This window comes from Labedaea rhizosphaerae (genome assembly GCF_004362825.1).
Lineage (GTDB): Bacteria > Actinomycetota > Actinomycetes > Mycobacteriales > Pseudonocardiaceae > Labedaea > Labedaea rhizosphaerae.
On record NZ_SNXZ01000002.1, the window covers coordinates 1,342,620 to 1,366,525 of the forward strand.

24 protein-coding genes are annotated in these 23,906 nt (G+C 70.0%); 8 read left to right on the forward strand and 16 right to left on the reverse strand.

The features are described from left to right. Window positions 1-2 precede the first annotated feature (2 nt). From EV186_RS15625 to EV186_RS15635, 3 genes are read right to left on the reverse strand one after another with little or no spacing between them, the layout of a single operon-like run. Window positions 3-932 carry a phosphatidylinositol mannoside acyltransferase gene (locus EV186_RS15625; RefSeq protein ID WP_133849936.1) on the reverse strand — a complete coding sequence of 310 codons (930 nt, stop codon included), beginning with the start codon at window positions 930-932 and terminating at the stop codon, window positions 3-5. Continuing rightward, window positions 929-1,549, reverse strand: a complete 621-nt coding sequence (gene pgsA, locus EV186_RS15630; RefSeq protein ID WP_133849937.1) for a phosphatidylinositol phosphate synthase — start codon at window positions 1,547-1,549, stop codon at window positions 929-931. Before pgsA ends, EV186_RS15625 begins: the two co-directional genes overlap by 4 nt. 51 nt (window positions 1,550-1,600) lie before the next feature. Beyond that, window positions 1,601-2,086 (reverse strand): MarR family winged helix-turn-helix transcriptional regulator, encoded by a 486-nt coding sequence (locus tag EV186_RS15635; protein WP_133849938.1) that lies wholly within the window; start codon window positions 2,084-2,086, stop codon window positions 1,601-1,603. Between the two features lie 86 nt (window positions 2,087-2,172). Here EV186_RS15635 and EV186_RS15640 point away from each other — a divergent pair, with 86 nt between their 5' ends. Then, window positions 2,173-2,724, forward strand: coding sequence for a YceI family protein (locus EV186_RS15640; protein WP_133849939.1), 552 nt, complete (start codon window positions 2,173-2,175; stop codon window positions 2,722-2,724). Between the two features lie 49 nt (window positions 2,725-2,773). Here EV186_RS15640 and EV186_RS15645 read toward each other — a convergent pair whose 3' ends face one another. The 6 genes from EV186_RS15645 to boxC are packed head-to-tail and all read right to left on the reverse strand — an operon-like array spanning window position 2,774 to window position 9,678. Further along, entirely contained in the window at window positions 2,774-3,415 is a 642-nt protein-coding gene (locus tag EV186_RS15645; RefSeq protein ID WP_133849940.1) for a class I SAM-dependent DNA methyltransferase, read from the reverse strand. 31 nt (window positions 3,416-3,446) lie between these two features. Next, complete coding sequence (locus EV186_RS15650) at window positions 3,447-4,001, reverse strand: HIT family protein (protein ID WP_133849941.1); 555 nt, start codon at window positions 3,999-4,001, stop codon at window positions 3,447-3,449. Window positions 4,002-4,048: 47 nt separating this feature from the next. Continuing rightward, window positions 4,049-4,906 (reverse strand): amidohydrolase family protein, encoded by an 858-nt coding sequence (locus EV186_RS15655; RefSeq protein WP_133849942.1) that lies wholly within the window; start codon window positions 4,904-4,906, stop codon window positions 4,049-4,051. 13 nt (window positions 4,907-4,919) lie between these two features. Then, window positions 4,920-6,512 carry a benzoate-CoA ligase family protein gene (locus EV186_RS15660; protein ID WP_133849943.1) on the reverse strand — a complete coding sequence of 531 codons (1,593 nt, stop codon included), beginning with the start codon at window positions 6,510-6,512 and terminating at the stop codon, window positions 4,920-4,922. Window positions 6,513-6,541: 29 nt separating this feature from the next. Next, entirely contained in the window at window positions 6,542-7,963 is a 1,422-nt protein-coding gene (gene boxB, locus EV186_RS15665) for a benzoyl-CoA 2,3-epoxidase subunit BoxB (protein WP_133849944.1), read from the reverse strand. 2 nt (window positions 7,964-7,965) lie between these two features. After that, a complete protein-coding gene (gene boxC, locus EV186_RS15670) occupies window positions 7,966-9,678 on the reverse strand; it encodes a 2,3-epoxybenzoyl-CoA dihydrolase (RefSeq protein WP_133849945.1) in 1,713 nt (570 codons plus the stop codon). A gap of 286 nt (window positions 9,679-9,964) precedes the next feature. On the opposite strand from boxC, the gene EV186_RS15675 reads away from it, so the two are divergent. Genes EV186_RS15675 through EV186_RS15695 form a run of 5 tightly spaced genes read left to right on the forward strand, consistent with a single transcriptional unit; the run spans window position 9,965 to window position 14,084 of the window. Then, window positions 9,965-11,350 (forward strand): sensor histidine kinase, encoded by a 1,386-nt coding sequence (locus EV186_RS15675; RefSeq protein ID WP_133849946.1) that lies wholly within the window; start codon window positions 9,965-9,967, stop codon window positions 11,348-11,350. A 17-nt stretch (window positions 11,351-11,367) separates the two neighbouring features. Then, window positions 11,368-11,790, forward strand: a complete 423-nt coding sequence (locus EV186_RS15680) for a roadblock/LC7 domain-containing protein (RefSeq protein ID WP_133850278.1) — start codon at window positions 11,368-11,370, stop codon at window positions 11,788-11,790. Between the two features lie 18 nt (window positions 11,791-11,808). Further along, window positions 11,809-12,222, forward strand: coding sequence for a DUF742 domain-containing protein (locus EV186_RS15685; RefSeq protein ID WP_133849947.1), 414 nt, complete (start codon window positions 11,809-11,811; stop codon window positions 12,220-12,222). Then, entirely contained in the window at window positions 12,197-12,862 is a 666-nt protein-coding gene (locus EV186_RS15690) for a GTP-binding protein (protein ID WP_133849948.1), read from the forward strand. Before EV186_RS15685 ends, EV186_RS15690 begins: the two co-directional genes overlap by 26 nt. After that, window positions 12,855-14,084 (forward strand): styrene monooxygenase/indole monooxygenase family protein, encoded by a 1,230-nt coding sequence (locus EV186_RS15695; RefSeq protein WP_133849949.1) that lies wholly within the window; start codon window positions 12,855-12,857, stop codon window positions 14,082-14,084. Before EV186_RS15690 ends, EV186_RS15695 begins: the two co-directional genes overlap by 8 nt. Before the next feature lie 53 nt (window positions 14,085-14,137). Here EV186_RS15695 and EV186_RS15700 read toward each other — a convergent pair whose 3' ends face one another. The 5 genes from EV186_RS15700 to EV186_RS15720 all read right to left on the reverse strand — a co-directional run bounded on the left by EV186_RS15700 (window position 14,138) and on the right by EV186_RS15720 (window position 20,372). Next, on the reverse strand, window positions 14,138-15,208 hold the full coding sequence (locus EV186_RS15700) for a hypothetical protein (protein ID WP_133849950.1): 1,071 nt from the start codon (window positions 15,206-15,208) through the stop codon (window positions 14,138-14,140). Window positions 15,209-15,274: 66 nt separating this feature from the next. Continuing rightward, window positions 15,275-16,144, reverse strand: coding sequence for an EamA family transporter (locus EV186_RS15705; RefSeq protein WP_243754096.1), 870 nt, complete (start codon window positions 16,142-16,144; stop codon window positions 15,275-15,277). Window positions 16,145-16,220: 76 nt separating this feature from the next. After that, the gene (locus EV186_RS15710) at window positions 16,221-17,228 is read right to left on the reverse strand and encodes a YihY/virulence factor BrkB family protein (protein ID WP_133849952.1); all 1,008 of its coding nucleotides are present in this window, start codon (window positions 17,226-17,228) and stop codon (window positions 16,221-16,223) included. 61 nt (window positions 17,229-17,289) lie between these two features. Then, window positions 17,290-18,717: an ATP-binding protein gene (locus EV186_RS15715; protein WP_133849953.1), complete on the reverse strand. Its 1,428-nt coding sequence runs from the start codon at window positions 18,715-18,717 to the stop codon at window positions 17,290-17,292. Then, window positions 18,714-20,372, reverse strand: a complete 1,659-nt coding sequence (locus tag EV186_RS15720) for an NAD(P)/FAD-dependent oxidoreductase (RefSeq protein ID WP_133849954.1) — start codon at window positions 20,370-20,372, stop codon at window positions 18,714-18,716. Before EV186_RS15720 ends, EV186_RS15715 begins: the two co-directional genes overlap by 4 nt. A gap of 163 nt (window positions 20,373-20,535) precedes the next feature. Between EV186_RS15720 and EV186_RS15725 the strand changes: the two genes are divergently transcribed. Beyond that, window positions 20,536-21,228, forward strand: coding sequence for a peptidylprolyl isomerase (locus EV186_RS15725; RefSeq protein ID WP_133850279.1), 693 nt, complete (start codon window positions 20,536-20,538; stop codon window positions 21,226-21,228). Window positions 21,229-21,242: 14 nt separating this feature from the next. Here the strand turns inward: EV186_RS15725 and EV186_RS15730 are convergent, their stop codons facing one another. Continuing rightward, entirely contained in the window at window positions 21,243-21,881 is a 639-nt protein-coding gene (locus EV186_RS15730; RefSeq protein WP_133849955.1) for a VC0807 family protein, read from the reverse strand. 35 nt (window positions 21,882-21,916) lie between these two features. Here EV186_RS15730 and EV186_RS15735 point away from each other — a divergent pair, with 35 nt between their 5' ends. Beyond that, the gene (locus tag EV186_RS15735; protein ID WP_133849956.1) at window positions 21,917-22,750 is read left to right on the forward strand and encodes a PaaX family transcriptional regulator C-terminal domain-containing protein; all 834 of its coding nucleotides are present in this window, start codon (window positions 21,917-21,919) and stop codon (window positions 22,748-22,750) included. Here EV186_RS15735 and EV186_RS15740 read toward each other — a convergent pair. Continuing rightward, the gene (locus EV186_RS15740; protein ID WP_133849957.1) at window positions 22,723-23,883 is read right to left on the reverse strand and encodes a PucR family transcriptional regulator; all 1,161 of its coding nucleotides are present in this window, start codon (window positions 23,881-23,883) and stop codon (window positions 22,723-22,725) included. The genes EV186_RS15735 and EV186_RS15740 overlap by 28 nt on opposite strands. Window positions 23,884-23,906 lie beyond the last annotated feature (23 nt).

Here is a 23,906-nt window from a genome sequence, read left to right on the forward strand (position 1 = left end):
GGTCACGTCGGATCGCTCCTCGTGAGCGCCTTGCGGCGGCCCTCGGCCAAGTCTTCCAGCCAGAGCTTCTGCATCATGTGCCAGTCGGTGGGGTGCGCGGCGATGTCGGCGGCGAACGAGTCGGCCAGCGACTGCGTGGCGGCGGGCACGTCATCGTTGCCTGTGACCCGGATCGGCGGGTGGACGCGGAAGCCCCAGCCGCCGTCGTCGGTGAACCAGCAGCCGACCGGCAGCAGCGCGGCCCCGGTGGACGCGGCCAGCCGGGCCGGTCCGGCGGGCATCCGCGTCGCGTGGTCGAACAGGGTCACCGGGATGCCGGACGGGGTGAGATCGCGGTCGGCGACCAGGCAGATCACCTTGTTCTGGCGCAGCCGCTCGGTCAGCACGGTGCCCGGCGGGACCCGGCCGCCGGTGGCCGGGAGGATCTCGAAGCCGAGCGACTCGCGGTAGGCCACGAACCGTTTGTACAACGACTCGGGCCGCAACCGCTCGACGACGGTGGTGAACTGACCGGAGTGGTGCACGAGGAAGACGCCCGCGATGTCCCAGTTGCCGGAGTGGGTGAGCGCCAGGATCGCGCCGTTGCCCTTCGCCAGCGCCGCGTCCACGTATTCCAGGCCGGCGATCATGCCGCTGACCGATTCGTGGATGGCCTCGTGGTCCATGCCGGGCAGCCGGAACGCCTCACGCCAGTACCGCGCGTAGGACCGCAGCGCCTTGCGCACGAGGTCGTCCAATTCCTCCTCGCCCGCCTGCGGGACGACCCGCGCGAGGTTGCGCCGCAACTGCTGGGTGCCGGTGCCGTTGCGCTTGGCCGCGCGGTCCGCGCCCATGTTGAACAGGCGCTCCGCGGTGCCCTCGGGCAGCGTGCGCACCAACCGCCAGCCCGCCGCGTACCCCCAGTCGGTCATGCGCTCGCCGAAGCCGGTCATCCACCCTCCTCCGCTCGGGTGGCCGAGGATCGCGCCACGGCCAGGAACCGCTGCAGCACCGTCACCACGGACAGCACGGCGAGCAGCAACAACGCGACGATCACCGCGTGCGGCACGCCCAGGCCCTCCAGCCCGGTGCCGACCAGCGTGATGATCAGGCGCTCGGCCCGCTCGACGAGCCCGCCGTCGGCATCCAGCCCGGCGGCCTCGGCGCGGGCCTTGATGTAGGAGATCACCTGACCGAGCACGAGGCACACCAGGCACGCCGCGGCGGCGATCCGATCGTTCGCGACGACGAAGCACCACCAGGCCACCGCGCCCATCAACGCGCCGTCGGCGATCCGGTCGCAGGCGGCGTCCAGCACCGTGCCGAACCTGGTGCCGTAGCCGCGCGCGCGGGCCATCGCGCCGTCGAGCAGGTCGAACATCGCGAAGCCCCACACGACGAACGTGCCCGCCAGCAGGTGGCCGGTCGGGAAGAGCCAGAGGGCACCCGCCACCGCGCACGCCGTGCCGAACACGGTCATGGCGTTGGGGGTCAGGCCGGCGCGGACCAGCAGCGCCCCGATCGGATCGGTGACGCGCGAGACCGAAGCGCGGGCGAAGATGTTGAGCATGGCGCGGGCGCGACACCACCGGGGGCCGAGGGGCAGGGACTGTGCCGAAGCCTAACGATTCAGTGCCTGCCGCCGCGCAGCGCCTTCGGGGAGCCCGTCCAGCAACGCGTGGCTGATCTCGCCGAGCGCGACGACCTGCTCGGGGGTCAGCCGGTCGAACAACTTCTCGCGGACGGCGGTCACGTGGCCCGGCGCGGCCTCCTGCAACGCGGCGAACCCCTCGTCGGTGAGCTGGGCGAGCGCGCCGCGTTTGTCGGTGGGGCAGGCGAGCCTGCGCACCCAGCCGACCTCCTCGAGGCGGGCCACGGCGTGGGAGAGCCTGCTGCGCGACGAGCTGCGCGCACCCGCGAGTTCGCTCATCCGCAGGGTCCGGTCCGGTGCCTCGGAGAGCGCGACCAGGATCTCGTAGTAGGTGTAGGGCATGTTGGCGTCGCGCTGGATCTGCCGTTCCAGGTGGTCGACGAAGGCGTCGACGGCGGAGATGAAGGTGCGCCACACCTCCTGCTCCTGCTCGGTCAACCATCGCGTCTCGGTCATACCGACCACCTTACCCCCCTTGTTGAAGTCTCAATCTTCTTAGCGTAAACTACCTACTTGAGAGCTCAACCGAGGAGGAAACCCACATGACCACCCCTACCGCCACCATTCCGGGATACATCGCCGGGACCTGGGACATCGACCCCGTGCACTCCGACGTCTCCTTCATCGTCCGGCACCTGGGCGTCTCCAAGGTGCGTGGCCGGTTCGACACGTTCTCCGGCTCGATCGTCACCGCCGAGAACCCGCTCGAGTCGTCGGTCACCGCGACGATCGACGCGAACAGCGTCAGCACCCGCAACGAGCAGCGTGACAACCACGTCCGCAGCGAGGACTTCCTGCACACCGGCGACCACCCGGAGATCAGCTTCCGGTCCACCGGCGTGCGCTACGAGGAGGGCGAGACCTTCGTCCTCGACGGTGAGCTGACCGTGCGCGGCGTGACCAAGACCGTGCCGCTGGTCCTCGAGGTCAACGGCTTCGGCGACGGCATGCAGGGCGGCAAGGTGGCCGGCTTCTCCGCGACCACCGAGATCAGCCGCAAGGAGTTCGGCGTCTCCGGCGGCCCCGCGGGCGGCGTCGTCGGCGACAAGATCCAGATCCACCTGGAGATCGAGGCCAACCTCCGCGAGGCCTGATCGACCACGCGACGACGCCCGGCGAACCGACGCCGGGCGTCGCCTCGTTTCAGCCGGTCTTGCGCGCGAGCAAGTACGCCTGGGGCGACTTCTCGTTCGCATCGGGCGCCCGGACCAGCTGCGCCTCCACCACGAGACCCGCGTCGGCGAAGAGCCCGGCGACGAACTCCGGGCGCAGCCGGTACGCGTCGAGCGTGATGTCGTGGCCGTAGGCGTGCGACAGGTGCCGCCGCTCGTCGCCCACCTGGAAGGCGGTCAGCAACCGCCCGCCCGGCGCGAGCACCCGCACCAGCTCCGCCACCACGGGCGCCAACCGCTCCGGTGGCGTGTGGATCAACGAGTACCAGGCCAGCGCACCGGCCAGCGCGCCGTCGGCGAGGTCGAGCGCGGCGAGGCTGCCGACCTCGAAGCGCAGCCCCGGGTGGTCCTGCCGCGCCTGGGCGACCATGCCCGGCGAGAGGTCGACCCCGAACACGTCCAGCCCGCGCGCGGCCAGGTAGCCGGTGATCCGGCCCGGCCCGCAGCCGAGGTCGCCGACCGGCCCGCTGGTGCCGACCAACTCGACGAAGCTGTCCAGCATCGCGCGGTCCCAGGTGTTCGTGGCGAGGTCGTCGCGCAACTGCTCGGCGTAGGACTCGGCGACGAGGTCGTAGGCGGTGCGGGTGTCGATCACGTGCGCGGGCTCGGTCATGCGCGGAGGCTATCGGCGGGGTCCGACACGATCAGTCCGCCGCGGACCACGCCTCGGCCAGCAGCCGTCGGGTCTCCCCCAGCAGCTGCGGCAGCACCTTCGTGTGCCCCACCACGGGCATGAAGTTGGCGTCGCCGCCCCAGCGGGGCACCACGTGCTGGTGCAGGTGCGCGGCGATGCCCGCCCCCGCCACCACCCCCTGGTTCATCCCGATGTTGAACCCGTGCGGCGCGGAGATCCGCCGCGCCGTCGTCATCGCCCGCTGCGTGAACACGGCCAGCTCGACGGTCTCGGCGTCGGTCAGGTCGGTGTAGTCGGCGACGTGCCGGTACGGCACGACCATCAGGTGGCCCGGGTTGTACGGGTAGAGGTTGAGCACCGCGTACACCAGCTCGGCACGGGCGATGATCAGCGCGTCCTCGTCCGGCAGCGACGGCAGCTCGCAGAACGGGCAGCCGCCGCTCTCGCTCGCGGGTTTCTCCTGGCCGCGGATGTAGGCCATCCGGTGCGGCGTCCAGAGCCGCTGCAGGGCGTCGGGGACGCCGATGCCGTCCTGCGCGACGAGCTCCGGGCCTTGGTCGGTCATGCCGCGATCCTAGGTAGCGGCACCGGGAAGGGCCCCGTGCAGCCCCGCTACAGGTCCAGCCCCGGGAAGATCCGGGCGGCGTTGCCGGACAGCACGGCGCGCACGGTGTCGTCAGGCAAACCCAAGGCGCACAACGCCTTCACGTTGCGCGCGGTGCCGGGCACACCAGGCCAGTCGGTACCGAAGACGAACCGCTTGGCCAGCCGCGCGAAGTCGAAGCGCGCGTAGTACTCGGGCAGCTTCGCCGGCGGCAGCCCGGCCAGGTCCAGCCACACGTTGTCCTTCGCCAGCGCCAGGAACGCGGCCGTGTCGTACCACCAGCCGCGCCCGCCGTGGGCGAAGACGAACTGCACGCCCGGCCAGTCCTCGACCACGTCCGAGAGCAGGGCCGGGTCGCCGAAGCGGGCCCGCGCGCCGGGGAAGCTCGACGTGCCCGAGTGGATGATCACCGGCACGCCACGCTCGGCGCACAACGCGTAGACCGGGTAGAGCTCCTTGTCGGCCGGATCGAAGCCGGCATGCACCGGGTGCAGCTTCACCGCGACCGCGCCGAGGTCGAGCTGGCGGCGCGCCTCGTCGGCCAGCGGGTGGTGCAGGTGCGGGTTGACGTTCGCGACCTGCCGGAACCGCACCGGGTTGTGCGCCGCGACCGGCGTCACGTCGTCGAAGGTCTGGATGCCGGTGGCCCGCGGGCTGTACTCGCAGAACAGCAACGCGCGGTCCACGCCCTCGTCGGCGAGCAACGCGTCGAGCCGGGCGGGGATCGGATCACCCGCGTCGTCGTAGACCGAGCGCCACCGGCGGTCGCCGGAGAAGTGGTCGGCCCACTCCAGCCACGCGGGTTTCAAAGTCGACAGCCGCGGCACGTGCACGTGCGCGTCGACCACCAGCTCCCCGTCGATCACCCTGTCGATCCCTTCAGCCGGATACCGGAGCCACCGGCGGCGGTTCCACCGGATCGGCCACAGGATCGGCCACCAGCTCCGAGCGCGCGATCTCCCGCAGGACGTTGCGCCTGATCTTGCCCGTCGCGGTCTTGGGCAGCTCGTCGAGGTTGAGCACGGCCCGCGGCCGTTTGAACGCCGCGAGACCCTGGCGGCACCACGCGATCACGTCGTCGGCCCCGACGGCCGCACCCGGTTTCGCCACGACGCACGCCACCGGCTTGTCCAGCTCGTCGGCGTCACGCACCCCGACGACCACGGCCTCGGCGATGCCCGGGTGCTCCAGCAGCCGCGCCTCGACCTCGCTCGGCGTGACCCAGATGCCGCCGACCTTGAGCAGGTCGTTGAACCGGCCCAGGCAGCTGTAGGTGCCGTCGGCGTTGCGCACGTAGCTGTCGCCGGTGCGCATCCACGAGCCCAGGAACACCCGCCGGGACACGTCGGCGCGGCACCAGTAGCCGGTGGCCGCACTCGCGCCACGCACGTACAACTCGCCGGGCCGGTCGACCTCGGTGATCACGGCGCCGTGCTCGTCCCGCAGCTCCACCTCGTAGCCGGGCACCGCCGTGCCCGACGACGCCGGGCGCACCGCGCCGGGCCGGTTGGACAGGAAGATGTGCAGCATCTCCGTCGACCCGATGCCGTCGAGCACCTCGACGCCGAAGCGCTCCACTATGCCGTGGAACATCCGGGCGGGCAGCGCCTCCCCGGCCGAAACCCCTTGGCGCACCGTGCGGAACGCGTCGTCCGGCACGACCGACGGGTCCATCGCGAGCAGCGGACCCCAGAAGCTGGGCATTCCGAAGAGCAGCGTCGCGCCGTCGCGGGCGGCCCGCTCGGCGAACAACGCGGGTGTGGGCCGCGACGGTTCGAGCAACGCCATCGCACCGACCGACAGCGGGAAGAACATGGAATTGCCGATGCCGTAAGCGAAGAAGAGCTTCGCCACGGACAGGCAGCGGTCGTCCGGGCCGATGCCGAGCACCTGGCGGCCGTACAGCTCGGCGACCAACCGGATGTCGTCGTGGCGGTGCATGGCCGCCTTGGGCAGCCCGGTCGTGCCCGACGTGTAGAGCCACAACGCGGGCGAATCCGGCCACGACGAGTACGGCTCGGCCAGTTCGCCGGCGCCCCGCAACCGGTCCCACTCGTCGGCGAAGACGACCTCGCGCACCTCCGGTGCCGCGGCCACGGCCGTGCGCACGGCATCGGCGAACTCGACCGAGCCGAGCACCGTCGTGGCCCGCGCGTCGGCGACGAGCGTGCCCAGCTCCGCGCCGGTGAGCATGGTCGACGACGGCACGGCGACCGCGCCGAGGTACATGGTCGCGAGGATCGCGACGTACAGCTCGAGGTCGTCGGTCATGCACATGAAGACGCGTTCCTCGGGCCGCACGCCGAGCGCACGCAAGCCCGCCGCCACCGTGCGCACCTCGGCGAGGAGTTGCGCGTAGGTCAGCGACCTCGTCGGGGTCGCGACCGCGACCCGTTCGCCCGCCCCCGCGCGGACCTGCCGGCCGACCAGGTGGTCGGCGGCGTTGAAGGTGGTGGTCGATTCGCTCGCCATGACCCGCTCCGTTGCTGGGCTTCGGGGAATCAGTCGAAGTAGACGTATTCGAAGTCGAAGGGCTTGCCGTTGATCCCGTTGGACGGCGGGGCGATCCAGCTGGCGATCTTCCCGCGTTCGTACACCGGGTGCATCAGGGACCGGACGAAGGCGAGGTCCTCCGCGGTCGGCAGCCACCGGCCCCGGTTGGCCTCCCACGTGGCCTCGTCCACGATGGACCCTTCGGGCGTGATGTGGAAGTCCGCGTACGCCCCGACCTTGCGGTTGAACCCCGGGTGCGGCAACGAGAACCGGTAGGAGATCTCGTGCTCGTCCAGGATGCGGTTCCAGCGCTTGACCCCGGTCTCGCAGTCGGCGATGTACTCGGTGCGCAGGTCGAGGTTCAGCGCGAGCAGCGCCTGCACCTCCTCCTGGGTCCAGGTGCCGTCCTCGCCGGGCCGGTCGAGGAACGCGCTGTCCTCGGTGAGCAGGTGGTCGTCCTTGCGCCGCGTCTCCTGCCAGCGGCCCTTGAGCCCGGCGGTGTAGTAGTTCGCGGCGTTGGTGGAGGTCTCGCTGCCGAACAGGTCCAGCGACACCGTGTAGTGGAAGTTCAGGTACTTCTGGATGATGTCGAGCGGGATGCCGTGGTGCGCGGCGATGTCCGCGGTGTCGTGCTCGCGCATCAGCTCGGCGCTGCGCCGCACCACCCGGTCGACCCCGGTGGTGCCGACGAACATGTGGTGCGCCTCTTCCTTCAGCATGAACTCGCACGTGCGCGACAGCGGGTCGAACGCCGACTCCTTGAGCGTGCCCAGCTGGTACTTGCCGTCGCGGTCGGTGAAGTACGTGAACATGTAGAAGGCCAGCCAGTCCGCGGTCTCCTCGTTGAACGCCCCGAGGATCCGCGGCGTGTCCGGGCTGCCGGAGTTGCGGAACAGCAACCCCTCCGCCTCCTCCCGGCCCTCACGGCCGAAGTAGGCGTGCAGCAGGTACACCATCGCCCACAGGTGCCGCCCCTCCTCCACGTTGACCTGGAAGAGGTTGCGCAGGTCGTACAGGCTCGGCGCGGTCAGCCCCAGCAGCTTCTGCTGCTCCACCGACGCGGGCTCGGTGTCGCCCTGGATGACGATCAGGCGTTGCAGATCGGCCCGGTACTCCCCCGGCACCTGCTGCCACGCCGGCTCGCCCTTGTGCTCGCCGAACGCGATCGTGCGGCCGGGATCCCGCTCGGCCAGGAAGATCCCCCACCGGTAGTCGGGCACGTTCACGTGGTCGAAGTGCGCCCAGCCGGCGCGGCCGACCGCGACCGCGGTGCGCAGGTACACGCCCTGCGTGCGCAGCGTGGGACCCATCTCGCCCCACCAGTTCATGAACTTGGGCTGCCAGCCCTCCAGCGCGCGCTGCAGCCGCCGGTCCGAGGACAGGTCGACGTTGTTGGGGATCTTGGCGTCGTAGTCGATGCTCTCCGGCACGCTCAGACTCGCTTCCGGTCGAACACGGCCTTGCGCCCGGTGCCGTAGCGGCGCAACGCGCCTTCCGGTCCCGAGGCGTTCGGTCGCGTGAAGATCCAGTTCTGCCAGGCGGTGAGCCGCCCGAAGATCTTGGTTTCCATGGTTTCCGGTCCGACGAACCGGTGGTTGGCCTCCATGCCCGTGCACGCGTCGGGGCTCAGCGCCGTGCGGCCCTCCACGACGATGCGGATCTCGTCTTCCCAGTCCAGGTCGTCGGGAGCGTCGGTGACGAGTTCCAGTTCCAGCGCGCGGCCCGCGTCCACCGGGCCGGTCTCCGCCCGCAGCGCCTCGACGTGGGCGTCGTCGCCGTAGAAGCGCGACTCCAAGCGCGTGAGGCCGTTGCCCATCGGCAGCGGGCCGAAGTTGGCCGGCGAGAACCGGATGGCCGCGCGCAGCGGGCTGTCCTCGTCGTCGAGCGGCGGGCCGTCGAGCATGTACTGCCGGTCGCAGGCCAGGGCCAGCTCCAGCAGCACGCCCGCGAAGCAGCTACCTGGCTCGATGAGCGCGATCAGGCTGCGGCTGGTCACGTCGAGCCGCTTCAGCACCCGCTTGGCGTAGTGGATGATCTCGTTGGCCAGCCAGTCGTCGCGGTGGTCCAGCACGACCTTCTCGTGGGCCAGCACGGCGTCCACGTCGCCTTCGGTGCGGACCAGCCAGGTGCCGAGCTCGGGCTCGTTGGTGCGCAGCCGCAGGATGGCGTCGTCCAGCTCGCGGGTGACGGCCAGCAGCCACCCGTCCACGCCCTGCTCGTGCAAGGCCTCGACATCCGCCGGAGCTTCGGTGTCCGGGCCGCGCACGGTGAGCTCGACCGTGCCCGCCGCCCGGTCCAGCACCGCGGTCACGTAGCGGTACGTGATGACGTCGTCGGTGACCTCGCGGCGCAGTGGCGTCAATTCGATGCCGCGCGCCTCCCTCGGCCGCACACTGCGATCTGCAATTTGCAGCGCCCGTTCCCGGACGACGTCGGCGAAATCGCGGCGCGGCGCGAGTTCGTCGACCAGACGCCAGTCCACCGCGGTCCGGCCCTTCACCCCGTCCGGGCGGGTCGCGAACACGTCGGCGCGGTCCTTGCGCACGTGCCGCTTGTCGACCACGCGCGTCAAACCGCCGGTGCCCGGCAACACCCCGAGCAACGGCACCTCCGGCAGCGCCACCGTGGACGAGTTGTCGTCCACCAAGATGATCTTGTCGCAGGCCAGCGCCAGTTCGTAGCCGCCACCGGCGCACGAACCGTTGACCGCGGCGACGTACGTTTGCCCGGAATTGTCGGTGGCGTCCTCCATGCCATTTCTTGTCTCATTGGTGAATTTGCAGAAATTCACCTTCCATTCGTGCGTGGAAGCGGCCAGCATGCGAATGTTCGCGCCCGCGCAGAACACGCCTTCCTTACCGCTGGTGACCACCACCGCCCGCACCTCGGGGTGCTCGAAGCGCAGCCGCTGGGTGGCGTCGTAGAGCTCGATGTCCACGCCGAGGTCGTAGGAGTTGAGCTTGAGCTCGTAGCCGGGCACCAGACCGCCCGACTCGTCCACGTCCAGCTCCAACCAGGCGACCGGTCCGTCGCAACGCAGCCGCCAGTGCCGGTAGCCATCGGGGTGCCGGTCGAAGTCGACCCGTGGCCGCTCCGGTCCTTGTACCTGCTGGTCGGACTGGTGGGCCGCGACTGAAGCGGTCATCACGGACGTCTCCTCACCGGGGTCGCGCGAGGTCTACATTCTACGTCAGCGCGCATCTGCGTCAAGGTTGCGTAGAATCAAGTTGCCCGTATTCCACAGTGGACTTTCACGGTCCGATCCGCCCTGGTGGGACGCCGTTTGCCATCACCCAAAGCGACCAAATGGGCGCTGTCAGTCCACCGAGCAGTGGACACCGCGTCGCGCGGTCTGATTACATTGCGGTCACGCCCGGCCGGCGGAGACCGGGTGTACGGGGCCCGACCGCGACCAGAAAGTATGGGGACTTATGCCGACCCGGGCTCGCAGACTGCTTGAGCAGTCGCGCACCCTGCTGGACCGTTCTCGTGTAGCGGCAGCCCAATTCCTCGAAGCAGCCCGCCAGCCGGCGCCACCCGGCGCGCACACCCAAACGGTGCCGCCCTCGCCGCCGCCGCGCCCGGTCCGGGAGTCCGCCGAGTCGCAGGAGGTCCTCGCGGGCATCTGCGCCGGGATCTCCCTGCGCGATCTGAACCTGGTGGACACCTTGCTGTCCCAGCTCGAGGAGATGGAAGCCAAGGAAGAGGACCAGGACCGGCTCGCCGAGCTGTACCGCCTCGACCACCTGGCGACCAGGCTGCGGCGCAACGCCGAGAACCTCCGTGTGCTCGCCGGCCGCGACGCCTCGGAGACCACCACCGACAGCGCGTCGGTCGTCGACGTCGTGCGTGCCGCGATGTCCTCGATCGACCAGTACACCCGCGTCACCATCGGCCGGGTCGTGCAGCTCGGGGTCGTGGGCTTCGCCGCGGAGGACCTCTCGCGACTGCTCGCCGAGCTGCTGGACAACGCCACCAGCCAGTCCCCGCCGGACACCCCGGTGCGGGTCAGCGCCCACCTCACCGAGCAGGGCAGCGTCCTTCTGCGCATCGAGGACGAGGGCATCGGCATCCCCGACGAGCGCCTGCGCGAGGTGAACGCGCGGCTGGCCACGGCGCCCACGCTCGACCGGGACTCCGTGCGCCACATGGGCCTCGCCGTGGTGCGCAGGCTCTCGCACCGCCACGACATGCGCGTGCACCTCGACCGCCGCAGCCCCCATGGCACGACCGCCACGGTGCTGCTGCCGTCGTCCACGGTGTGCGAGCTGCCCGGCGCCACCTGGTCCGGTTCGCAGACAGTCGTGCCGAGGGCCGGGTTCACCCGGGTCAGCGGGACGCTGGACCCGGAGGCGAACCACCCGATCGCCCGCCCGCGCAACGGCAACCACGGCGTCACCGCGACGGGTCTGCCCAAGCGCGGCGGCTCCGCCGTGCGGGCCACGGCCGTCTCCCCGCTCGCGCCGACCAAGCCCTCGGCCGCGACGAAGACCGCCGAGCCGGAAGCGCCGCTGTCCACCACCCCGAGTGGCCTGCCCCGGCGGGTCTCCCGCAGCATCAAGGGCACCGTCGAGCGGCCCGACACAACGGACGCCACGGACTCCATCGACGACACCGATCCGATCGAGCCCATGGGCGCACCCGCCGAGGCCCCTTCGGCGACCGCCGGGCATGATCAACTGCTGGCCGACCTCGACGCCTTCGCCGACGGGGAGCAGGCCGCGCTCGCCGAACACAAGGAAACGAGCGCCGACCAGGACCAGCCCACTGATCGGGCCGACGAGCACGACGCGGACACCGGGGAAGCCAAGCCGTGACCAGCACCGACGAACGCATGCCCAAAGACGATTTCATCTGGCTGGTCAACGACTTCGTGCGCAAGGTGCACGGCGTCAGCCACGCCCTCGTCATGTCCTCCGACGGCTTCCCGCTCACCGCGTCCGAGCGGGTGACCCCCGACGAGGCCGAGCAGCTCGCCGCCATCGCCAGCGGGTTGCTGAGCCTCGCGGGCAGCAGCGCCGCGTTGTTCGACAAGGGCAGCTGCGAGCAGATCATCATCCGCCTGTCCCGCGGTTACTTCCTGTTCATGGGCATCAGCTCGGGCGCGGGCCTCGCCGTGCTGACCGAGCCCGAGGCCAACATGAAGGTCGTCGCATACGAGATGACCCAGTTCGTCACCAATGCCGGCCATGTCCTGACCCCGGAGATGCGCGCCGACCTGCGTCGTGTGCTCACCGCCCGGCGGCAGCAGGCCTGAGCGAGGGATGTGATCACCATGGCCGGCACGCACGCCGACCCGAACACCGCTGCGGAAAGCAGCGATCCGGACACGAACGGCCACCGGAAGCCGCGCAGCAAGCGGATCAGGCCCTACGCCCTGACCGGTGGGCGCACCCGCACCCGCCACCACCTGCTGGTGGAGACGCTGCTGTCGGTGCCGAACTACGACCCGGCACTCGCCGACGCGCTGATGCCGGAGTCGAGAGCCCTGTACGAACAGGCGCGCGGGCGGATCTCGATCGCCGAGCTGTCCGTCGCCCTGGCCCTGCCCTTGGGCGTGGTCCGCGTGCTGACCAGCGACCTGGCCGCACAAGGGGCGATCTTCATCCACCCCACGACCTACGCCTACAAGCAGGACACCATGATGCTGGAGAGGATCCTCGATGGACTCAAGCAGCTCAGCGTCTGACGCGGGTCTGCTCACGATCTCCGCGAAGATCGTCGTCGCCGGTGGCTTCGGGGTCGGCAAGACCACCTTCGTGGGGTCGGTGTCCGAGGTGCCGCCGTTGAACACCGAGGCGTGGATGACCGAGGCCGGTGCGCAGACCGACCCCGTGAGCGAGGACTCCCACAAGACCACCACCACGGTCGCGATGGACTTCGGCCGGATCACCCTGCACGACGACTTGTTGCTGTACTTGTTCGGCACGCCGGGCCAGCCCCGGTTCTGGTTCCTGTGGGACGACCTCTCGCGTGGCGCGCTGGGCGCGATCGTGCTGGTCGACACCCGCAGGCTGGACCAGTCGTTCGCGGCGATCAACTACTTCGAGAACGACTCGGACCTGCCGTTCATCGTCGCGGTCAACAAGTTCGACGGGCGGCTCGCGCACGACCTCGACGAGGTCCGCGACGCGCTGGCGATCAACGACGACATCCCGTTGATCACCTGCGACGCGCGCCAGCCCGCGTCCTGTGTGGACACGCTGAAGTCGTTGGTGACCCACACCCTCGAGCTGGCCACGGTGTCGGGGCCCGGCCAGCCCGCACCACCTACCCACCTCGTCGCGGACGACGACACGAATTCCTGGAGGACCGCCAGCCATGCGTAAGATCCTGATCGTCGGGGCAGGCCAATCCGGGTTGCAATTGGCGCTGACGCTGCAGGAGAACGGCTACGACGTCACGGTCATGTCCGCGCGGACCCCCGACGAGATCCGCAACGGGCGCGTGATGTCCACCCAGGGCATGTTCCACGAGGCGCTGCAACACGAGCGCGACCACAAGCTGAACCTGTGGGAAGACGAGTGCGTCAACATCGACGGCCTCGGCGTCTCGGTCATGGGCCCTGAAGGCAACCGGATCATCGACTGGTTCGCCGAGCTCGACCACTACGCGCAGTCGGTGGACCAGCGCATCAAGATGTCCGGCTGGCTGGAGCTCTTCGAGGAGCGCAGCGGCAAGGTCATCTACCACGGTGTGACCACCGCGGACCTGAACAAGCTCGGCGAAATGTACGAGCTGGTCATCGTGGCCGCGGGCAAGGGCGAACTGGTGCAGCTGTTCGACCGCATCCCGGAGCGCTCGCCGTTCACGGCGCCGCAGCGCGCGTTGTCGCTGGCGTACGTGCACGGCCTGGAGCCGCGCCCGGAGCACCCGGACAAGAACGCGGTGCGGTTCAACATCGTGCCGACGGTCGGCGAACTCTTCATGATCCCGGGCCTGACCTTGTCGGGCAACTGCGACATCCTGTTCTTCGAGGGCATCCCGGGCGGGCCGCTGGACGTCTTCGGCGACCAGCCCAAGCCGCGGGAGCTGCTCGGCCGGATCCTCGAGCTGATGAAGCAGTTCGTGCCGTGGGAGTACGAGCGGGCACGCAACGTCGAGCTGACCGACGAGAAGGCCACGCTCGCCGGCGGGTACACCCCGGTCGTGCGCGAGCCGGTCGGCGAGCTGCCGTCGGGCACCTTCGTGCTCGGCATGGCCGACGTCGTCGTCGCCAACGACCCGATCACCGGCCAGGGCTCGAACAACGCCGCCCGCTGCGCGGCCGTGTACCTCGACGAGATCCTCAAGCGCGGTGACAAGCCGTTCGACCGGGCGTGGATGCAGCAGACGTTCGACACCTACTGGAACTACGCCCAGCACGTGACGACGTGGACCAACGCGATGCTGATGCCCCCGCCGGAGCACGTGCTGGAGATCATCGGTGCGGCAGGCCAGATCCCGGCCGTGGCGCGTCGCTTCGTCAACGGCTTCACCGACCCGTCGGACTTCCAGAACTGGTTCCTGGACCCGGAGAAGGCGAAGGCTTACCTGGCTTCGGTGGCCTAGGCTCGCACACGCACACCCGGCGCATTCCCCATCCGCGCCGGGTGTTTTGTGTGCTATTGCGTGGTCCAGTAGATGTCGTCGACCGCAGCCGCGTTGTGGGACGGGATCCTGGTGTACGGCAGGTACGCCGAGGTGTCGGACTTCGCCAGCTTGTACGACCGCTCCAACTCGGCGGAGTACGTCCTGGAATACGCCATGCCCACGGTCAGCTTCTGGCCGAAGAGTTCAAGGTCCACACCGACCTGGCCGGTCTGCTCCGAGCCGACCTTCGCGCTCCATTCGCCGCTGCCGTCGCGGATGGCCAGCGGCTGCGACCACAGGCGGCACTCCGCCCGGATCTCGCTCTCCGGTTTCTGGCAGTAGTCGTCCACCGGGGCGATCGCGCACTGTTTCGCCACGCCCTTGCCGATGTCGACAACCGTGGCCCGCATACCGAAGGCCACCGCTTCGCCGTTCACCAGCGTGCGGCCGATCTCCAGCCGCAGGGTCGCCGGGACGAGGTACTGCAGGCACTGCCCGTCGGCCGTTTCCCACGCCTGCCCGAGGGTGACCGTGGCCGAAGCGGTGCCGGACGCGTTGAGGCCGACGATCGCGATCTTGCCTTCGACCTTCTCGGTGCGTGCGACGTTGAAGCTCTCCGTGGCGGTGCACCCCGCGTTCTTCGGGCAGTGCAGCCGCATGATCGGCAGGTCGATCGGCCGCTCGGTGGCCGGCTGGTCGTGCTCGGGTTCGAAGGCGACCACCAGGTCCGAACCGAAGAACCGGCCCTTGCGGTACATGACATCCGGCGTGCCCACGAGCTGACGACCCAGCCCGGACACGTAGTTGTTGTCCTGGAACCTCGACGCCATCGACGGGTCGTAGGAAACGGTCACCTGGTTGTCGGGCGCGTAGAGCATGTGCGCGGTCGCGAGATCCTCGCCGGACTCATCGATTTTCCAAAGGTCCGCATATCCGGGCAGGTGCGCAGGCGGGACGACCGCGAAGTCCAGTTCGCGCATGGTTGCCTGCGGGAGCGAAACGTTGCCGTCGAAGTCGAAGGACTCGAACAGCGGCGAAGTCCACAAGGCCTTGGCTGCCGGTTCGGCGTCGACCAGTTCGAAATCCTGGACCGTGAGTTCCATTTCGACCTCCGTGCGCGCCCAGGTACTGGATCGGCGGCACGAATGGACCTGTTACGAGCAGGCCTGTTACGAGCGGGCGCCCCTCGTGGCGCCCGCCGAGGCGGCCACCACGCACAGGACGGCGAGCCATTGCGTCAGGTGCAGTGCCTCCCCGAGCACGACGAGGCCGATGAGGGCGGCCAACGCCGGTTCGAGGCTCATCAGGATGCCGAACACGCGTGGCGGGATCTTGCGCAGGGCCTCCAGGTCCAGCGAGTACGGGATCACCGACGAGAGCAGCGCGACCCCCAGCCCCGCGAGCAGGATCCACGGCTGCAGCAAGGATGTCCCGCTGTCGGCCACCCCGACCGGCACCGCCACGACCGCCGCGATGATCATGCCGAGCGCCAGCCCGTTGCCCTCGGTCGTGTGCCGGCCCAGCGCCGCGCCGAGCAGGATGTAGAGACCCCAGAAAACGCCGGCGCCGACGGCGAACAGGAAGCCGACCAGGTTCAGCTCGCCCCGGCCTTCCATGAGCAGCACCACGCCGCCGGCCGCGAGCACGGCCCAGCACGCGTCCAGCCACCGCCGCGACCCGACCAGCGCCACGGCTAGCGGGCCAAGGAACTCGGTCATCACCGCGATCCCCAGTGGAATCCGCGCCAGGGCCAGGTAGAAGCACAGGTTCATCAGGCCGAGGACGACCCCGTACGTGAGCACCACCGTCCACGTGCGACGGTCCAGGCGCAGCGACGGCCGCCACAGCACCACGAGCACGACCGCCGCGAAGAACAGCCGCAACGAGACGGTCCCGAAGCTGCCCACCTCGGCGAAGAGGTGCTTGGCCAACGCGGAACCGACCTGCACGCTGACGATGCCGAGCACCACCAGCACGGTCGGCGGGATGGCCCCGAACGCGCGCCCGATCGGTCCAGGCGACACCTCAGGGGTGACCAGCGCCGCCGCGGTCACGTCGTTCTCGGTAGCCACCCACCGCACAACACCCGACGACGCCGGTTGCTTCCCGCCCCGGCTACTTGTGGCGCTTGGTCCACCAGTGCGACAGCAGGGCGCTGATCACCGCCACCGACAACAACTTCGTGCGCGAACCACCGTCCACGACGTTCGGCCGGATCACGGCGGGTGGCGGCGCGGGTGGCGGTGTGGGCGAATCGCGGATGGTGCGCATCGCCGTCCACACGGTCGTCAGCAACAACATCCGGGCGGCCAGGTAGATGAACACCAGCAGACCGATCAACGCGCCGAACGCGATCACCGTCGGCGAGTAGCTCAGCAGCCGCAGGTACAGGTTCCCCAGCTGCTTCAGCACTTCGAAGCCCAGCGCCGCGTACACGGCACCGCGCACCGCGTACCGGAACCCCACGGGCCGGCGCGGCAGGCGCGCGATGACCCACAGCAGCACCAGCCAGTCGGTGAACAACGCGAGGACCACAGTGGACACCGCGAGCACGGTGCGCGCGACGAAGGTGTCCTCCAGGTTGAGCAGGTTCAGCCCCCAGTCGTTGACGCCGCTGCCGAGGGCGGTCAGCACGAACGAGAACACCAGCGCGGCGCCGAGCCCGATCAGGTTCAGCACGTCGGTGACGACCATCCGGAGGATGCTCACGTCCGGCTTGTCCTGACCCCACATGGCGGTCAGCGCGTCCCGCACGTTGCTGATCCAGCTCCACCCGGAGTACACGGCCACCACGAGTCCGAGCACCCCGAACTGCTGGCGGTTCTCGATGATCGAGCCCACCAGGTCGTCGACCTGCCCGGCCAGCGACCGCGGCAACGCCTGGACCACTACGCGCCGCACCTCGCCGACCAGCGCGGCGTCGCCCGCGACCACGAACCCGACCACCGAGGCGCTGATCATGATCAGCGGCACGAGGGACAGCAGGCTGTAGTACGTGATCGCGGCGGCGTAGTGGTCGCCGTTGTACTCGATGTAGCGCCCAAGGGTCGAGGACAGGTTGTCCAGCCACGAGTGCCGGTCGCGCAACCGGCGCAGCAGGGAAGGCCGCGGCTCGGCGGTCATCACACACTCCCTGTTCCGGCGGACCGGACAATCATCCCTGATGATCGCCCGGGTCGCGGGATCAGGTGTCGGGGCTTTCGGTCAGCGGCAACCGGACCTGGAAGACCGTGTTGCCCGGCACCGACCGCACGCGCAGATCACCGTGGTGGCGGTTCACCACGATCCGCCACGAGATGTCCAGCCCCAGGCCGGTCCCCTCACCCACCGGCTTGGTGGTGAAGAACGGCTCGAAGATGCGCTGCTTGATGTCGTCGGGCACACCGGGCCCGGTGTCGCCGATCTCGACGAGCACGCACTCGTTCTCCTTCGACGTGCGCAGGGTCAGCGTGCCCCGGCCTTCCATGGCGCTGACGGCGTTGTCCACCAGGTTGGTCCAGACCTGGTTCAACTCGCCCGCGTACGCCGGGATGCTGGGCAGCGACCGGTCGTAGTCCTTCTCGACCTTGATGTGCTCGAACTTGCTGTTGAGCATGACGAGCGTCGAGTCGAGGCCGTCGTGGACGTCGATCCACTGGAACGGCGCGCGGTCCATCTGGGAGTACTGCTTGGCCGCGGCGACCAGCGTCGACACGCGGGTGGTGGAGTCCTCGATCTCCCCCATCAGCATCTCGGTCTCCAGCGCGTACCCGAGCCAGCGCAGCGCCGGTTCGAGGAAGTCCTCGCCGACCGCCACGGCGACGTCCTCGAGGCTCTGCGTGGTCAGCCCCGCGTTCACGAACGTGTCCGCCATGTCCCAGCCCTGGCGGATGTCGTGGTCGTCGAGCCAGTCGGTGATCTCGTCCTCGAGATCGGTCTGCTGCAGCGCGGTGAGCTTCGGCGCCTCCGGCACCTTCTTGACGAAGTTCTCCTGCACCTCGATCAACGACTCGAGCAGGCCGGGGTTGATGTCCTTCTTGGCCAGCATCGCCAGCTTGTTGCGCATCCCGGCGACGCGCTCACGCAGCGCGGCCGTCGCACGCACCGCGGCGGCGGCCGGGTTGTTCAGCTCGTGGGTCAGCCCGGCGGACAACTCCCCCAACGCCTGCAACCGCTGCCGCTGACCGATCACGGCGTCGCTGTTGCGCCAGCCGAGGTACATGCCCGAGAGCAGGTGCGTGGCCATCGGGAACCACTCGCGGAACTTCTCGGAGAACTCGGCCGCGGGCACGCTCAGCAGGCTCAGGTCGCTGATCGCGGTGACCGACGCGGAGTACTGCGACCCGCCCTTGCCGTCGACGAGGAACTGGGTCGCGCCGAAGTACGAGCCGACCTGGTCGCTGCGGGTGATCTCCACGACCGAGCCGCTGACCAGCCTGGACATCGACATGGTGCCGCCGAGGAGCACGTAGAAGCAGGTGGCCGGGTCGCCCTCGGCCACGACCGTCGCGCCCGCGGCGAAGGTTTCCCTGCGCGAGTTCGCGCTGATCCAGTCGAGCTGCTCCGCGGTGAGGTGCTCGAAGAGGAAGAGACGGCGCAACTCATCGTGCGTCATGGTGTTTTCGGTGCTCATCGCTCCTCCAGGTAACGGTGCACGAGCGTGACGGCCATCGCGCCCTCGCCGACGGCGGACGCCACCCGCTTGACCGACTGGGCCCGGACGTCGCCGGCCACGAACACGCCGGGAACGCTCGACTCCAGGTACAACGGATCGCGGTCCAGAGTCCATCCCGGTGGACGGCGTCCTTCCACCAGGAGATCCGGTCCGGTGCAGACGAACCCGTGGTCGTCGCGCACGACGGCGTCGCCGAGCCAGTCGGTGCGCGGCGCGGCGCCGATGAAGACGAACAGGTGGCTCGCGTCGACCTGCTCGGTGATCCCGCTCTCGGAGCAGTGCAGGCTCAGGCTTTCCAGGTGCTCGTCGCCGTGCGCCTTCTCGACCACGGTCGAGGTGCGCACGCTGATGTTCTCGATCGCCTCGATCTGCTCGATGAGGTAGTGCGACATCGACGAGCGCAGCGACGCCCCGCGCACCACGAGCGTCACGCTCGCGGCGTAGCGGGAGAAGAACACCGCGGCCTGCCCGGCGGAGTTCGCGCCGCCGACGATGTAGACGGGCTTGTCCTGGCAGTCGGGTGCCTCCGTGGACGCCGAGCCGTAATAGACGCCGCGGCCGGTCAGCTCCTGCACGCCGGCCGCGTCCAGCGCGCGGTAGGCGACGCCGGTGGACAGCACGATCGCGTGCGCCTTGATCTCCGAGCCGTCGCCGAAGGTCACCACGCGCGCGGAGCCACGCACCTCCAGCCCGGTGACGTCGCGGGCGGTGAGCACCTCGGCGCCGAACTTCTGCGCCTGGCGCCGGGCCCGGTCGGTGAGCTGCGCGCCGGACACGCCGTCCGGGAAGCCGAGGTAGTTCTCGATCCGCGAGCTCTGCCCGGCCTGCCCGCCGGTGGCCTTGCGCTCGACGAGCACGGTCTTCAGGCCCTCGGACGCGCCGTACACCGCGGCGCCGAGCCCGGCGGGCCCGCCACCGATGATCACCAGGTCGTAGAAGTCGCCGGACGGCTGGGTGGACAGGCCCACGGCCTCCGCGATCTCCGGGCCGCTCGGGCTCACCAGCGCGCGACCGTCCGGCGTGATCACCACCGGGATGTCCTCGGGCTGCTTGCCCGCCGCGTCCAGCAGCCGCTGGCCCTCGGCCTCGTCCACGGAGTACCAGCGGTAGGGCACCGAGTTGCGGGCGAGGAAGTCACGCACCGCGTACGACTTGGCCGACCACCGGTGCCCGACCACCTTGGTCTCCTCGACGGGCGCGTCCCCCGCCGCGCGCCAGGCGTCGACCAGCGAGTCGATCACCGGGTAGAGCTTCTCCTCCGGCGGGTCCCACGGCTTGAGCAGGTAGTGGTCGACGTCGACGACGTTGATGGCCTGGATCGCCGCGTCGGTGTCGGCGTAGGCGGTCAGCAGGGCGCGGCGGGCCCTCGGGAACAGGTCCATGGCCTGCTCCAGGAACGCGATGCCGTCCATCTGCGGCATGCGGTAGTCGGCGAGGATCGCGGCCACGGCGTCGCCACGCAGCTTGATCTCGCGCAGGGCGTCCAAGGCGTCGGCTCCGGAGGTGGCCCGGACCACCCGGTAGTCCTGCCCGTAGCGACGGCGCAGGTCGCGGGCAACAGCGCGGGACACGGCCGGGTCGTCGTCGACGGTCAGCAGGATCGGCATGCTCATGACTGCAGTATCCCTTTCGACCTGCCGCCGCGGGCACCTCCGGTTCTAGACTGCCGCGGCCGCGACCGGACCGGTCCGCGGTTCACGCACTCGTCGAGGAGGATCCACCTTGAGAAACCGCGTGCTGGTCGCGGCGGCCGGGCTGGCCGTCGGGCTGTCCCTGATGACGGTCACCACCGCCCAAGCGGCCCCGAGCCAGAACAGCCAGGGTGGCCGCACCGCCACCAACGGGCCGTGCCAGTACACGGTCACCCCGGACGAGCCGCCGGCGCGCCCGGTGCCGTTGCCGCCCGACCCGGCCCACACGCCGGACCACGGTCAGGTCGGCGTCACCCTGGCCACCACCCAGGGCCTGATCCCCCTCACGCTGAACCGGGCGCAGGCGCCGTGCACGGTGCAGAGCTTCCTTCACCTGACCAAGCACCACTTCTACGACCTCACCACGTGCCACCGGCTCACGTCGTACCCGACGCTGAAGGTGCTGCAGTGCGGTGACCCGACCGGCACCGGCGAAGGCGGTCCCGGCTACTCCTACAAGGACGAACTGCCCGTGGGCCTGCCGCCCGCGCCGACCGACCCGACCGGCGCACGCAAGGTGTACGCACGCGGCGTGCTGGCCATGGCGAACGCGGGCCCGGACACCAACGGCAGCCAGTTCTTCGTGGTGTACGGCGACTCCGCGCTGCGGCCGAACTACACGATCTTCGGCACGGTCAACGCCGTCGGCCTGTCCACTTTGGACCACATCGCGGCCGGCGGCACGGTGGTCAACGACGACAACCCCACCGGCGTCGACGGCACCCCGGTGCGCACCACCGAGATCCTCCGGGCCGTGCGCACGCCCTTCCCCTGGTGAACTGACTGGTCTCCTCAGGCGGCAGCAGCCTGCTCGCGCGCAGCCTGCTGCCGCCTGCCCCACATCGACGTGCCGACGACCAACGCGGCGAGCACGACGTAGGGCAGCACGTTGTTGATCACCACCATCGTCGCCACCGGCAGGAACAGCCCGAGCAGGATCCGCAGCACGGCTTCACCGAGGAAGGCGACGCCCCAGACGACGGTGAGCATGCGCTGCCCGCGCCGAAACCCCTCGTACTGCCAGAGGCCGTTCCACCAGGCGATCTTCTCCGGCGTGCCGTCGGTGGCGAACTTGCGCCCGAAGTAGAACATCAGCGGCCGCTTGGCCAGCAACGACGCCAGCAGCACGACCCCGAACAACCCGGTCAGTGCGGATTCCTTGATCAGCAGCACGCGCGCGCTGGTGAACAGCAGCGATGTCAGCACGCCGATGACGAGGAAGATCAGCACCATGATGCTCAACTCGTCGAAGTGGCGCGTGCGTGCGTACGACAGGCCCAGCTCGACCACCGGCCAGATGCCGCTGAGGATCAGCGCGGGCACGTCGGCCATGCCGTTGCCCGAGAGCACGATGTAGGTCGCGATGGGCAACGCGACGTTGAAGACCATGGTGGGGACCCACGTGCGTAATGGGCTCGGCGACGCGCTCATGACCACCCCGATATGTGACATAATCCGTGACGGTCGTGAACGATAACGCATCCGATGAGGCTCGGCACCGGTTCCTCGCGCGCGGCGCGGGACCGGGCATCGTCGCCTTCCTGTTCGGCGTCGCCGGCCGCACCGCGCTGCCTGGCCAGGTCCTGCACCGGCTGCTGACCGACCTGGAGATGACCGATACCGCAGCGCGTGCGGTGATCGCCCGGATGCGCCGCGACGGCCAGCTCGAGTCCGTGCGCCACGGCCGCACCGCCGAGTACCGGCTGGCCGGGCCCTTCCTCGAGTCGTTCCACCGCGTGCGCGACAGCGGCACCCGCCGGCCGACGCCGTGGACCGGCGCGTACCACGCCGTGCTGCACCAGGTGCCCGAGTCGCGGCGGGCCTACCGGGACGCGCTGCGCCGCGCGGCTGTGCTCGGCGGGTTCGGCATCCTGCAGCCGGGCGTGCTGATCTCGCTGACCGACCGGACCGCCGCGCTCGGCGACCTGCTGACGACGGTCCCGGACGGCGCGCGGGTGTACCGCGCGATGCTCACCATGGACGTCCACGAGGCCGCCGCCGCGGCCTGGGACGCGTGGAACCTGGCCGAGGTCGGCGCCCTCTACCGCACGCATGTGGCGACGCTGACCAAGGCGGTGCGCGAATCCGACGAGCACCAGCCGCCGACCGCGGAAACGTTGCGCCGCTTCACCGAGCTGGGGCGCCTGCCGTTCGTCGACACCCTGCGCGACCCGGGCCTGCCGCCCGAACTCGTACCGCCGGACTGGCCGGGTCCGGCGTTGCAGCGCGCGACCGTCGAGGTGGCCCGCCGCTTCGCCCCGGCCGCGAACGCCTACGTGATGAGCCTTCTCGGGCCCTGATCCGGAAACGCCTGCAGCGCCCGCAACGCGGCCCCGATCTCGGCGACGTCCGCCGGGTCGGCCAGCGATCGGCCGAGTTCCGCGGCGATGCGCTTGAGCCGGTAGCGGATCGTGTTGGCGTGGCACGACATCCGGTCGGCGGTGAGCTTGGCCGAGCCTTGGCAGTCGAACCACGCGCGCAGCGTGGCGAGCAGCACCTGCCGGTCTTCGCCGGGCAGGGCCAGGATCGGGCGCAGCACCTGCTGGGCCAGCCGCACGGAGGTTTCGGGCGCGCTCGCCACCAGCCCCGCGAGCGGCGACTCCCCGAACCGCACCACGCCCACCGCGCCCGGCGCCATGCTGCCCAGCGCCACCAACGCGAGGTGCAACGCCTTGGCGGAGTTGTCCAGCCCGCGGTAACCGGGGCTGACGCCGATCCGGGTGGAGTCGTTGCGGCGCAACAGGTCCAGGAGCACGTCGAGCGCCCCCTCCTGCCGTACCGAGACGACGCCGACCCGCCGCTCGGGCGAGTCGCGCCACGCCGAGGCGATGTGCGCCTCGGTCAACCGGGTCTCGATGTCCGGCAACGGTTCCCGGCCCAGGGCCGGCGCCTCGGCGGCGACCACGACGTAGTCGCCGTCCACGGCCAGGCCGAGCACGCGGGCGATGTCCCACAGGTTCCCGTCGAGCGCCGCGCCCCCGGCGAACAACGCGTCGAGCAAAGGTTCGCGACGGGTGCGCAAGCTGTCCGCGGTGGCGTCCCGGTAGGCCTCGGCGACCACGTCGGCGAACCGGTCGAGCAGGCGCCAGAGCATCCCGGCGGTGGCGACCAACTCGGCCGTGTCGTCCGGACGGCCCGTGGCGGTGATGTCCACGACCTGCTGCCACAGCTCGGTGAGCGCGATCCGGTGGAGGTGCAGGACATCCGGCAGCGGCACCTCGGCGGCGGCGTTCTGCCGGGCCGTGACCCGCAGCGGGGTCAGGTCGGGTTCGACGCCGGGACCCAGGGCCCGCACGGCCCAGTCGAGGTGCAACGCGACAGTCTTGCGCACCTCGACGTTGCTCGCGTGCCGCGGCATGTCGTCGATGACCCGCTCGACCGCGTTCTTGACGATTTGCGGCATGCGCAGGGCGAGCTCGCGCGCGACCCGCATCACTCACCACCCGCCGCCAGGGA